General features: G+C 47.4%; 12 protein-coding genes and 1 riboswitch. Of the genes, 6 read left to right on the top strand and 6 right to left on the bottom strand.

Features of this window, described 5'->3' with window-relative positions:
- Positions 1 to 34: 34 nt before the first annotated feature.
- The 4 genes from ABIC15_RS12355 to ABIC15_RS12340 all read right to left on the bottom strand — a co-directional run bounded on the left by ABIC15_RS12355 (position 35) and on the right by ABIC15_RS12340 (position 4,193).
- Positions 35 to 1,324 carry a DUF2252 domain-containing protein gene (locus tag ABIC15_RS12355; protein ID WP_012369114.1) on the bottom strand — a complete coding sequence of 430 codons (1,290 nt, stop codon included), beginning with the start codon at positions 1,322 to 1,324 and terminating at the stop codon, positions 35 to 37.
- Between the two features lie 64 nt (positions 1,325 to 1,388).
- On the bottom strand, positions 1,389 to 2,336 hold the full coding sequence (msrA, locus tag ABIC15_RS12350) for a peptide-methionine (S)-S-oxide reductase MsrA (protein WP_012369113.1): 948 nt from the start codon (positions 2,334 to 2,336) through the stop codon (positions 1,389 to 1,391).
- A 69-nt stretch (positions 2,337 to 2,405) separates the two neighbouring features.
- The gene (locus ABIC15_RS12345; RefSeq protein WP_012369112.1) at positions 2,406 to 2,588 is read right to left on the bottom strand and encodes a hypothetical protein; all 183 of its coding nucleotides are present in this window, start codon (positions 2,586 to 2,588) and stop codon (positions 2,406 to 2,408) included.
- A 126-nt stretch (positions 2,589 to 2,714) separates the two neighbouring features.
- Positions 2,715 to 4,193 carry an amino acid permease gene (locus ABIC15_RS12340; RefSeq protein WP_041261418.1) on the bottom strand — a complete coding sequence of 493 codons (1,479 nt, stop codon included), beginning with the start codon at positions 4,191 to 4,193 and terminating at the stop codon, positions 2,715 to 2,717.
- 127 nt (positions 4,194 to 4,320) lie between these two features.
- A riboswitch (Lysine riboswitch) is annotated at positions 4,321 to 4,505 on the bottom strand.
- 174 nt (positions 4,506 to 4,679) lie between these two features.
- Between ABIC15_RS12340 and ABIC15_RS12335 the strand changes: the two genes are divergently transcribed.
- Complete coding sequence (locus tag ABIC15_RS12335; protein WP_012369110.1) at positions 4,680 to 5,129, top strand: MarR family winged helix-turn-helix transcriptional regulator; 450 nt, start codon at positions 4,680 to 4,682, stop codon at positions 5,127 to 5,129.
- Between the two features lie 192 nt (positions 5,130 to 5,321).
- On the top strand, positions 5,322 to 6,413 hold the full coding sequence (locus tag ABIC15_RS12330; RefSeq protein WP_167315835.1) for a diguanylate cyclase: 1,092 nt from the start codon (positions 5,322 to 5,324) through the stop codon (positions 6,411 to 6,413).
- Positions 6,414 to 6,463: 50 nt separating this feature from the next.
- Here the strand turns inward: ABIC15_RS12330 and ABIC15_RS12325 are convergent, their stop codons facing one another.
- Positions 6,464 to 7,072 carry a TetR/AcrR family transcriptional regulator gene (locus ABIC15_RS12325; RefSeq protein WP_214766665.1) on the bottom strand — a complete coding sequence of 203 codons (609 nt, stop codon included), beginning with the start codon at positions 7,070 to 7,072 and terminating at the stop codon, positions 6,464 to 6,466.
- 195 nt (positions 7,073 to 7,267) lie between these two features.
- Between ABIC15_RS12325 and ABIC15_RS12320 the strand changes: the two genes are divergently transcribed.
- The 4 genes from ABIC15_RS12320 to ABIC15_RS12305 all read left to right on the top strand — a co-directional run bounded on the left by ABIC15_RS12320 (position 7,268) and on the right by ABIC15_RS12305 (position 10,946).
- Positions 7,268 to 7,924: an HlyD family secretion protein gene (locus ABIC15_RS12320; RefSeq protein WP_354020842.1), complete on the top strand. Its 657-nt coding sequence runs from the start codon at positions 7,268 to 7,270 to the stop codon at positions 7,922 to 7,924.
- Between the two features lie 12 nt (positions 7,925 to 7,936).
- Positions 7,937 to 9,640 (top strand): DHA2 family efflux MFS transporter permease subunit, encoded by a 1,704-nt coding sequence (locus tag ABIC15_RS12315; RefSeq protein ID WP_354020841.1) that lies wholly within the window; start codon positions 7,937 to 7,939, stop codon positions 9,638 to 9,640.
- Between the two features lie 122 nt (positions 9,641 to 9,762).
- A complete protein-coding gene (locus ABIC15_RS12310) occupies positions 9,763 to 10,299 on the top strand; it encodes a hypothetical protein (protein ID WP_214766669.1) in 537 nt (178 codons plus the stop codon).
- Between the two features lie 89 nt (positions 10,300 to 10,388).
- Complete coding sequence (locus ABIC15_RS12305) at positions 10,389 to 10,946, top strand: nitroreductase family protein (RefSeq protein WP_012369104.1); 558 nt, start codon at positions 10,389 to 10,391, stop codon at positions 10,944 to 10,946.
- 201 nt (positions 10,947 to 11,147) lie between these two features.
- Here the strand turns inward: ABIC15_RS12305 and ABIC15_RS12300 are convergent, their stop codons facing one another.
- Positions 11,148 to 12,356 carry a CDP-glycerol glycerophosphotransferase family protein gene (locus ABIC15_RS12300; RefSeq protein WP_214766673.1) on the bottom strand — a complete coding sequence of 403 codons (1,209 nt, stop codon included), beginning with the start codon at positions 12,354 to 12,356 and terminating at the stop codon, positions 11,148 to 11,150.
- Positions 12,357 to 12,374: the final 18 nt, after the last annotated feature.

The following is a 12,374-nucleotide window of genomic DNA, read 5'->3' as shown; positions in this document are numbered from 1 at the left end:
TCTTTGCCTAATAAAAGGTCTTCGAAAATAGTGTTCAGCGGTTAGCTAACCAACTTAAAAACACTTGGAAATCAAGCGTTGTACGCGCTGCATAGGCACTTGACCACCGCTGAATTTGACGAATGAACTCAGCGTCAGATACACCGATTGATTCGATGATGACGACGTCTGCATGATGATGTAAGATATCGACATCAACTCCCGCATCCATGTCGGCCCGTGCGTGGATTTTGGCGGTAATTTGACCTTGAATTGAAAGGACGTTTTCGAGGTCATCTTGGCTTTTGATGTGCTTGGCTTTCAACTTTTTTTTGTATGGGGAACGTTCCCGGACATAATATTCTTTCCCATGCATCGTCACGTAACCGAGATACGGATCTTCATGTGCCTGCATCGCCTTTTGTGAAGTTACGATCCGACGACCTTGGTGAACCGTTTCGACTTCCTGCAAATAGGCGGGTACAAACAGTGACGGAACGGATGACTGGGCTTGTTTCATCTCAAGAATCAGGTCTTCATGCTCTCCTCCTGTTCCTTCGACCAAAATATAGTAGCGCTCAAGACCAATCGAAGCCGTTCCGCTGTCGAGTTTATAGACGATATCCTTGATGGCGTAGAATCCATCTTCCTGCCGGTCCTCAGCATCGATTGATGCGATGTACTCCGGCCAAACCGCTTCAATCGCTGTGTAAGCGGAAGAATCAAGCCGCTTCATATCCGGTAAGTCGGCGAACCGGCGTTGTCCGTCGACGACCGTCGTCCGCTCTCCGAGTAATTCCGCTTTCTTTTTCTCCGCTTTTTTGATCAATTTACGGATCGGTCCTTTTGTATTGTCAGTCGTAAAACAGACTTTGCTCGGATTTTTTCCTTTCGCATATTGGCGTAAGTCATCTAAGTAGTGTTGAACATAGGCGGCAATGGCCGGCTTGGCATCATATCCGGCTTCTTCTGCGAACAGTTGAACCGAGACGGCCATCCGGATTAAATCGTACAGGTAGGATCCGAGATACCCTTCGTCAAAGTCATTGACGTCATAAATGATTTCTCCTTTGGCATTGCCGTGGACTCCAAAATTTTCGAAGTGGAGATCCCCTTGAATCCAGGTCGGTGTCTCAGGCGGCGTATCAAATCCGAGCGGAATCCGGGTCACGTCATAATAAAACAGATGGGAACTGCCGCGGAAAAAGAGAAACGGACTTGCACTCATCTTTTGATACTTCGTTTGCCGTGCCGCTTCATCGAGTCTGCGGACTTCATGATCGTAGAAATCGAGTACTTTTGAGATTGTCAGTTGCCGAATTTCCTCATAGACTTGCGTGAACATGGAAAACCCTCCCTTTGTCTAGAAAAAAAACAGCAAAACGAATCCGCTTTGCTGTCTTTTACCTTCATTCGAAGTGCTTTTTATATTCCCCGTATCCAGCCGAATCAAGCTCTTCTACCGGAATAAATCGGAGTGCTGCTGAATTGATGCAGTAGCGGAGACCTCCGAGTTCAGTCGGACCGTCATCAAAGATATGACCAAGATGACTGTCGGCATTCGCAGAACGGACTTCTGTCCGCGTCATGCCGTGACTCGTATCGAGTTCGACTTCCATCTTATCCTCTGAGATCGGCTTCGCGAAACTCGGCCATCCACAGTTCGAGTTAAACTTGTCTTTCGACGTAAAGAGCGGTGTCCCGTCGACGATATCAACGTAGAGACCCGGTCGCTCCTCATCCCAGTATTCATTGCGGAAAGCGGGCTCTGTCCCGTTCTCCTGCGTAACTTTATACTGGATCGGTGTCAGGCGTTGTTTCAACTCCTGCTCCTTGCCTTGATCTTTCCAGGCTTCTTTGACGAATTTGGCACGTCCCGATCCGACACTGTACATCTGATAACGGAACGGATTTTTTTTGTAATAATCCTGATGGTACTCCTCTGCCGGCCAGAACGGTTTGGCCGGACGGATATCGACTGCTACCGGTTTCGAGAAACGACCGGACGCATCAAGTGCCGCTTTCGAACGTTCTGCCGCCTGTTTTTGATCTTCATCGACATAAAAAATGGCCGGTTCGTACGATTGACCGCGGTCATTGAACTGTCCGCCGCCGTCCGTCGGATCAATTTGCCGCCAAAAAATTTCAAGCAACTCATCATATGTGATGACAGACGGATCATACGTGACCTCGACCGCTTCTAAATGTCCTGTCGTTTCAGAACAGACTTCTTTATAAGTCGGGTTTTCTGTATGACCACCTGTATAACCGGAAATGACTTGTTCGACACCATCATATTTATGGAATGGCTTGACCATGCACCAGAAACAGCCACCTGCGAATATTGCTTTTGCCATCTAGCTTCCCCTCCTCTGTATAGATCTATTTTAACGCGTTCCGTGCGGCTACCCTACTATCTTGCTCAGTCAATCTTCGGGATTCGCTTTTAAGCGGCGCATGACAAAATAAATCGCCGCAAATACTAAAATTAATCCACCGAACGAATACCACATGTTATTCATGCGGTACAGCATCTGATAGATTGCTAACGTCACAAGTAAAATCGCAATCGGGATGAATGCCCGTTTAAAGTGATACCAATAGTTCACTGAGGTCGCCTCCATTTTTCTTTTATCTTAATCGATTTCTCTCCGTTTGATACGTTTTCCAGATGATTTCTTTTTCAAAAGGCACAAAAAAAGTCGACTCCGCTTGAAACGGAATCGACTTTTCATTTACGGACGCGGATGCTCCGGGAATTCCATTTCTTCATAAGGAACGACCGATGTCCGGTTTTTAAATTTATGACCTAACCAAAAGGCAAGGAATAACGGGATGCCGACATAGGTTGCGGCAATTCCCACCCAGTCAATTTGATCCGCGAGGAACGCGGCGTAGTTTTGACCGACGATGACGAGGAAACAAAGTCCGAACGCAAAGAGCGGTCCAAACGGGAAAGCAGGTGCCACGTACGGCAAATCACTGAGCGAATGACCTTGCGCAAGGAATCCTTTGCGGAAACGGTAATGGCTGATCGCGATACCGAGCCATGCGATGAAACCGGTCATCCCTGATGCATTCAACAGCCACAGATATACTTGACCGCCGAACATCGATGTCAGGAAGCAAAGTGCTCCGATGGCACCGGTCGCAAGCAACGCATTGCGGGGAACACCATTTTTTGAGACTTGTGCGAACAATTTCGGTGCATCCCCTTGGCGTGCCAACGTATACAGCATCCGTGTCGACGCATACATTCCGGAGTTTCCTGCCGATAAGACAGACGTCAGGATAACAGCGTTCATCAATGCTGCCGAGAACGCAAGACCGGCTTTTTCAAAGACAAGTGTAAACGGACTGACCGCTACATCGGTAATGTCATTCGAAACGAGGTTCGGGCTTGTGTACGGAATCAACATTCCGATGACGAAAATCGCAAACACATAAAACAGAAGAATCCGCCAAAAGACTTGTTTCACGGCTTTTGGAACGTTTTTCTTCGGATCTTCCGACTCACCGGCTGCGATTCCGACAAGTTCTGTTCCCTGGAAACTGAAACCGGCAACCAGGATGATACCGATGACGGCCGGGATGCCTCCGACGAACGGCGCATCACCTAACGCAAAGTTTTTAAAGCCGACCGGTGCTTCAGATGTGAAGACACCGAAGATCATCGCGACACCGACAATCAGGAAGATGATGACAGTGACTACTTTGATCATCGCGAACCAATATTCCGCTTCCCCGAAACCTTTAACGGAGAAGTAATTTAAACCGATCATCAATAACAGGAACAAAGCACTGAAGTAAAATCCGGGAACATCCGGGAACCAGTAACTCATGACGATTTGCGCCGCAACGAGTTCTACAGCGATCGTGACCGCCCAGTTGTACCAGTAGTTCCAACCTAACGCAAAACCAAACGACGGGTCGACGAATTTCGCGCCGTAGGTCGAGAATGAACCGGCGACCGGCATATATGCTGCCATCTCACCAAGACTCGTCATCAGGAAGTACACCATGAGTCCGACAATGGCATAGGATAACAATGCACCGCCGGGACCGGCAGCAGCAACGGACGCACCGGAGGCAATGAATAAGCCGGTTCCGATCGCACCGCCAATCGCGATCATCGACATGTGGCGGGCTTGCAGACCGCGTTTTAGTCCTTCTTCGGTTGAATCGAGTTTTCTTTGGGGTTGTAAAGTATTCATCTCATTCGCTTCTCTCTTGTTAAGATTTTTTGAGAGGACACTTTTTGAAAAAACAAAAAGCGCCCTCACCTTCCAGAAGGAAGATGAGAACGCAACATAGTAAAAGGATGCGCCCCATTCTACCGTCGTGAAAGATAGCTCCCCACAAGTCATATCTGACCTGTGACAGTATTAGACCTGTTCGATCTAATCCCAATCGATCATCTTCAAAGCGATGATTGATTTCGGCAATTCTTCCTTTTCAATCACCTCATCTGCCGCTTGACGACATCCGTGACTGTACTTATAAGAACTGCAACCTCCATCCCACTGGTTGAGTGAGAACTAATTAAGTTAGTTATAATTTCGTTATTACATCGTCATGTTACACAAAACGTCTTTAAATTGTCAATTCTTTTTTTGAAATGTCGGCTATTCATGGTAAAAATCCGCAATTTTTAGTACACTAAATTATAGAAGTTAACCGAGAGAAAGGATGTTGCTTGAATGCCACAAGAACGTGATCAACTGACTTATCGATTAGAGGAACAAATGCGGATCATTCTCCGGACATTACGCCGTGAACTCAACCGACTGTTTGAAGGGACCGCGACACGAAGTGAATTTTTCATTTTACGCAGTCTGTCCGAAAATGGTCCCCAACGTCCGACTCTACTCGCAGAGCAGTTTGAGCTTGCGACAAGTCAGGTAACAGCTTTGACTGATCGTCTGTACAAAGCCGGATTCGTCACGCGGACGCGCTCGACGGATGACAGAAGATCGATTGTTTTAGCACTGACGGAAGAAGGAGAATCCGCTTTCCGCGAACTTGAAATCGTCCGCCGGAAATATCTCCAAGATCGTTTCGGCACCCTGACGGAAGAAGAGCTGAATGCGATGGTTCTCGTCTTCGATAAGATCCTCTTGACGATGGATGAAGAAGCGATTTCTTCCTAAAAAATTACTTTTGAAAAAATATTTATTTTTTCCGCCGACAAAGTTCACTTGACTGTGTACTTTGTCTTTTTTGTTGACTTCATCATCTTCCGCTAAACATTTTTCCATTTCTTGCCGTTATTAAAAGGGGTATATTAGAAGTAACTTATTGAAAATGCGTTTATGAGGAGTTGGGAGGATTTGTTGTCCATCATGAATAATTTCATCATCAATTTTTGTCTACTGTTTACAACGATTACTCTTTTGTTTCTGCCTTTTCGAAATCATCCGCGGATTACACCGAAAACGAACCTGAACGTTCGACTCGTGTTAGGAGGCATCGCCGGCCTGATTTCTGTCCTATTAATGCTCAACAGCATCCAGATTGATGTCGCCCGGATTGATTTACGGATTGTTCCTGTCGTCATCGCCATGATGTTCGGCGGTTTACCGAGCGCTCTCGTCACCGGTGCGATGATTATCGTGACACGTTTTATACTGACACCGGTCGAACAAATGGATGCCGCTGTCGTGTCAACAATCGTCATCGGAGTGTTAATCCTGACGATTGCCGTCGTCCGTCGCTATATCCGGTTGACCTTCTGGAACTTCGAACTGATGATCGGCATCGGTATCGTCTATTCGTTACCGGGCATCTATCTGCTGACGAACAGCTGGACGACCTTCATCGAGATTTCCCTGGCTTACATATTCTTTAACCTGATTGCCGGTTTCGTGACCTATCATCTGTTGACAGAGTTACGACGACACTTTGAAAATATCCAGTACCAGCAAAAACTGGCCATGACCGACGCCTTGACAGGGCTCGCCAACCGCCGCCGGCTTGATGACTCCCTGTCACTCGTCGGTTCAGCAGAAGAAGGCTACTCGCTGATCCTGATTGACATTGATTTCTTTAAGCACGTCAACGATACATATGGTCATGACGCCGGTGACGACGTCTTGCGGCAACTCGGGACGACGTTAGCCTCACTGGCACGACCGGATGATCTGGTCGGACGTTACGGCGGCGAAGAATTTTTAATCATTCTCCCGAACACCTCACTCGCCGATGCGAAGAGCATCGCGGAACTTGCCCGGACGACGGTTGCCCGAAATCTGTTTCCGACGACAGCCGTCCCTGATCTGCAGATTACGATTTCTCTCGGCATCGCGCACTCGAGCAGCTCGCATACGTCTCTTGAAGCCTTACAGCAGGCAGATAAAGCGCTGTATCATTCGAAGGACAGTGGACGCAACCGGAGCACGACCTATACCAAACAATTGCAACTCGAACAGGCCTGATTCCCGCCCTTTCCCGTCATCCGGTGAAAGGGCGGTTTTTTGACATCACTTTAAGTCGATTGTTCCGGAAAACCGATGCTCTTGACTGTTCCGAAAACAATCATCCGGCTGAGTTGATCTGCCATGTAGGCCGCCGAATAAGGACGACCGTTTCGTAACCAGGAAATCAGTAGCCCGAGCTGTCCGCCGATCACGTAATTCAACAATAAATCACGATCGACCAGTTGGGTTTCCGTTACCGTGTGCGCTTCGAACACCCGCTGATAATTTTCCTTTAACGTATCGAGAAAACGCGAGATGAACGTTTTGACCGGACCGTTCAGCAACATCGTCCGGTAAAATTGTTCATGTTGTTCAATATGGATGAACAGTCGTTCGAAGTAACGGCTGACCCGATCGAGCGACGGAGCAGCCGGTGCTCCGGTTCCCTGAATCCGGATTGCTTCCATCAGAAGCCGCATATGATCGTCTACAATCTGATTCATCAAATCATATTTATCCGTAAAGTGCGCATAGAAGGTCGATCGATTGACCGCCGCTCCGTCCGTTAACATCTTGACGGTAATCGTCGAAAAAGGATGACGGTCCAGCAAACGAAATAATTCTTTTGTAATACGGTCACGTGACCGCTTTGGTCGTGGATCTTGTCCTGAATTCATCTGCTAGAACCCCCTTTTTTTGATATTGTATCCGCTATCATTGACTTTTCCAACACTTTGTCGGAAATTGTCGGTTGTATGTTGATTCCTTCTCCATATAATTAACTATATTAACTACTCCTCCCCCAGAGGAGTATTTTTTATGTTACGACTGGGGAACTCAGAGTATACGGAAGAAAGGATGCATTTCATATCATGAACATGAAAAAAGTATTATTGATTAACATTTTGACACTGGTTGTTTTAATCGGTGGAGGCGCGATCGGCTACTACTATTACGATCAAGCGACAAGTTACGTGAAAACAGACAATGCCAAGATTGACGGAAAAATGATTACCATCGCAAGTCCGGGTGCCGGTAAACTGACGGACTGGACAGCCAAAACAGGTCAAACGCTCGACAGTGACGCGACACTCGGTCACGTCATGATGGCGCAAGCCGGTCAAAAACCAGTCAGTACAGTGATCTCTATGCCAACAAAAGCAACAGTCGTTCAGTCGATGGCGACAGAAAACGGCGTTGTCGGAGCAGGAACACCGCTCGCTTACGGTTTTAACTTAAATGAGCTTTGGGTAACAGCGAACGTCGAAGAAACCGACATTGATGAAGTCAAAGTCGGACAGACTGTCGATGTTTACGTGGACAGCTATCCGGACACGACGTTATCCGGTGAAGTCGAACAAATCGGTATGACAACAGCTGGAACATTTTCGATGATGCCGTCTTCAAACGGAACTGCCAACTACACGAAAGTTGCGCAAGTCATTCCGGTCAAAGTCTCACTGTCACAAGAAAAATCACTCGACATTCGACCTGGTATGAATGTGACCGTCCGCATTCATAAGGATTAAGGAGGGACGTCTATGTCTACGACCTTCCTCTTCGGATACATCGCTTTTATGGTTGTCACGATCATCGGTGTCAACCTGATTGCACGGCGTTCACGTCCGGCCCGTCTGGCGGGTGCTGCTGATGCCCCTGCTCCTCTCGATGAGGTGCAACTCAACAATCCGGACAGCGCTCCGATGCCTGCACCGCAAGTAAAAACGCAGGAGCGGGCGCCGCTCGTGACGGCAGATATCAGTATTCCAAAAGTCTTGACGGTACTCTTGATCGGGATGTTCATCGCGATTTTGAATCAGACATTGATCAATGTCGCGTTACCCGTCCTAATCAATGATTTTAACGTCTCGACTTCGACGGCACAATGGTTGACGACCGGGTTCATGCTCGTCAACGGCATCCTGATTCCCATCAGTGCCTTTTTGATGCGGAGTTATACGTTCCGCCAATTGTTCCTCGTTTCCATGACATTGTTCTTCTTCGGATCAATCATTTGTTCGATGGCGATGAACTTCCCCGTCATGATGATCGGCCGTGTCGTTCAGGCAGCCGGTGCCGGTATTTTAATGCCGCTCGGTTCAAATGTCTTCATGACTTTGTTCCCGCCTCATAAACGCGGCGCGGCGATGGGGATGCTCGGAATCGCGATGATTCTTGCTCCTGCAGTCGGTCCGACGATTACCGGCTATGTCATTCAGAATTATGATTGGCATGTCATGTTTTACGGAATGGCCTTTTTCGGTCTTTTGACACTCTTACTCGGTGTCGCCTGGTTTAAACTCGTTCAGCCTTTATCAAAACCGAAGTTTGACGCACTCGGTGTTGTTTTCAGTACGATCGGCTTCGGAAGCCTGTTGTACGGATTCAGTGAAGCCGGTAATGACGGTTGGGACAGCCCGCTCGTCATCAGCACGATTCTGATTGGTATTTTAGGGATCGCAGCGTTTGCGCTCCGCGAGCTTTCCATGGATGATCCGATGTTAAATATCCGGGTCTTGAAAGTACCGGAGTTTTCGTTCACTTTATTCATCAACATCATCGTCACGATGGCTTTGTTCGGCGGGATGCTCCTGCTTCCGATTTACTTGCAGAGTATTCGCGGTTTCTCACCGATTGATTCCGGTCTCTTGTTGTTACCCGGATCACTGATTATGGGAATCACGGGTCCGATCGCCGGTCGACTGTTTGACCGCTTCGGTATCCGGCCGCTCGCTATTTTCGGTTTGACGTTAATGACCTACGGTACGTGGGAACTGACACAACTCGATATGAATACCTCATATAATTCGATCATGGGTATCTATATGCTCCGGTCGTTCGGAATGGCTTTCATCATGATGCCAATCATGACAGCCGGAATGAATGCCTTGCCGATGAAAATGATTCCACACGGGAATGCAACACAAAATACGTTGCGTCAGGTCGCCGGTTCAATCGGAACAGCGATTCTCGTCACGGTCATGACACGTCAAACGACAGCTCACCTGGCAGATGACGCCAATCAGTTTACGACACTTGATCCGACCCTTTCACAGCATTTAAATGAGTTGGGACAACAGCTCGGCAGTTCGCAATCCGCTTCTGTCAGCTGGATGACGCAGTTGACGAAACAAGCGACGATCAGCGGAATCACGGATGCGTTTTGGGTTGCGACCGTCTTGTCTGCACTCGCCCTGATCTTGTCATTTTTCCTACACGGAAAAAAAGAACCGAATCTCGATTAAGGCTTTTCCTGAACCCGTTGGCGGCACATCGTCAACGGGTTTTTAGTTGTTTGCCTTTGCACTTCTTTCCTAAAATCGCTACACTAGGGTCATTGAGTTTCATATCTAAAAGGAGATGCTTTATGGTTGCCTTTCTGCAATTTTATGCGTTCATCTTTGCCTGCTGTTTCGCCTGGCAAGTCGGACGCCCTTCATCCTGGTCTCAAAAGGTCACACGTGCCTTTTTGATCAGTATCAACAGTCTATTCATCTTTTTCCGTGCGTCCGTCTCCATCTTCCTGTTGATCGGACCGTTACTGCTCGTTTCTTATGTCTTATTTCCACACTTATTATACTTCGCAGGACCTTTGTCCATCATCATCAGCATATTAGTGATCGGTCTGCTGGATCGTCTCGTCAGCTTCGTGATTTTGCCGATTATCCGGTCGTTTTTCCTGAAGAAAAACCGGATGATGCCGCAATTACTGGAAGCTGCCCTTTATACTTTCTCGATGGGCGTGCTTCTTTTTGTGAACTTAACGGTCGTGCCCGGGGTCCAGATTAATATCATGATAGCTGTATTCTTTGGCTTCACGCTCTATTTCGCACATTACTTGTTCGCCTTATTCCGAATTCGGCAACTCAAGAAAAAAATTGCTGCTTCACCCGACAAACGCTGATTCGAACCAGCGTTTTTTTAATTAACCGTTGACAATGATAATCGTTATCAATTATATTCTAAGAGTACTTACGTCAGGAGATGATCACCATGAACACCCGACAACTGATTTTAGAACGACGATCCGTCCGTGCTTACACCGATCAGCCGGTTCCAAATGAAATGATTGAAGAAATTCTCGAAGCCGCCATCTATGCTCCGACTCATAAATTGCGTGAACCTTGGCGATTTGTCCTCGTTAACGAAGAAAGCCAAGAGCGGTATGTCGACCAATTGATGACGCTGCTTGCCAAGCGGGGACAGCTGGATCAAAAAACAGACGAACAACGCCAGATGATGCGTCAAAAATTTGCAGATGTTCCTGTTTATTTGACCGTTTTATATGAAGTAAAAGGAACAGAGGATCAGCAGATGGAAGATCTGCTCGCGACTGCTGCCATGATTCAAAACGTTCAGCTTCTCGCGACTGAACTGGGTCTCGGCTGTTGCTGGAAAAGCGGAAAACATTGGTTCACGGAGGAATATGCCGAAATGATCGGCGCTTCCGAAAATGAACGTGTCGCAGGAATCATCCAATTCGGATGGCCCGCCTTAATTCCTCCGCTGAAAAAACGAACGGCAGCACGTGACAAGTTAACGCACTTCTAAACCGGTGCGCATTCTGCGGACTACCCCTGTCCGCGCCAATCAAGCCCCATCATAATAGTTAAAGCGTCCTTCTTTTCATTCCCTCCCCAAACGGAATCGTAAAAGACGGACGCTTTTTTTGATGTTTGATTCCGAACGACAAACAAAGGTGGCGGATTTAGTATCCACCACCTTTGTTTCGTTTCATCCGCTTCGATTAAATCAAACGGTCTTCCGTTCTTCTGGACGCATCGGTGCATCCGGGAGCGCTCCCGTCAATATATGATTGACGATCCGTTTTGTCGCCAGTCCGTCTTGATACGTAAAGAACCGTGCCGCGAAATCTTCAATCTGTTCCGGTTCGAACTGACCTGCCTTGATCCAGGAAATGACGTCATTGAATGACGAAACAATTGGTCCCGGTACAAAGGATTCGTATGGGAAGTAAAAATCACGTTCTTCCCTATACGCGTTCAAATCGTTCACGAGGAAGATGATTGGTTTTTTCAGTAAAGCAAATTCAAAAATAACGGAAGAATAATCGGTCACTAAAATATCCGCTACCTGCATCAAGTCATTGATATCCGGATAATCCGTCATATCAATGATTTGGTTTGAAAATTCTGCCGGTACGACCGGACGGTTCAAGACAAACGGATGCATCCGTAACAGCAGGATATGATCCGGTCCCAACTGTTCACGAAACTGCTGGAAATCCAGTTCCTGATCGTAATGCGCTGTCGTTTGTCCATTTCCTCGGAATGTCGGTGCCAGTAAAATCAGCTTTTTCGACCGCCACTCCGGATACCGGTCATAGAGTTTATGCTCAATCTGAACTTGCCGCTCCCGGTTCAGTAACTGATCGGTCCGCGGAACACCCAGCGGATGGATCCGGGTGGAATCCATCCCAAATGCTTCAGCAAACGGTCCAATGCAGGCTTCTCCGGAAACATACACTTTCGAATAGTTCCGGTGGATCGCCACCATCTTCAAGTAATCGTCATCCGGTGAATAGGACTTATCGAGGACGCTGTAGCCGAACTTCTTGAAGGCGCCGCAGGCATGCCACAACTGAATGACTTCCGTCCCCTTGCGCAACTTCGAGACATAGACCGGATAGTAATAGTCATCAATGATGAAGTACCGGGCCGTCGCCAGTTCGTATGTCGCCCGCATCATATGAAAGACGTATTTGATTTGTCCGATCAGATTTTGTGGAAAACGTTTCAATAAAAAGACATATTGAAAACCGAGTTCACGACTTTCAAGTTCATCATAAACGGCGCGAAAGTTATCGACGAGCTTATCCGAACGATAGGTCGCAAAGACGACTTTTTTTGTCTGTACCGGAAAGAACTTCGAGATCCAATACGTCACGACAAGCAAATAGTGGACTGTTCGCCGCTGAATCAAACGTAATTTCTGTTTCATAACGTGATCCCTTCTCTT

The organism is Exiguobacterium sp. PvP048 (genome assembly GCF_040549175.1).
GTDB lineage: Bacteria > Bacillota > Bacilli > Exiguobacteriales > Exiguobacteriaceae > Exiguobacterium_A > Exiguobacterium_A artemiae.
This window is presented reverse-complemented; position numbering and strand designations above follow the sequence as displayed.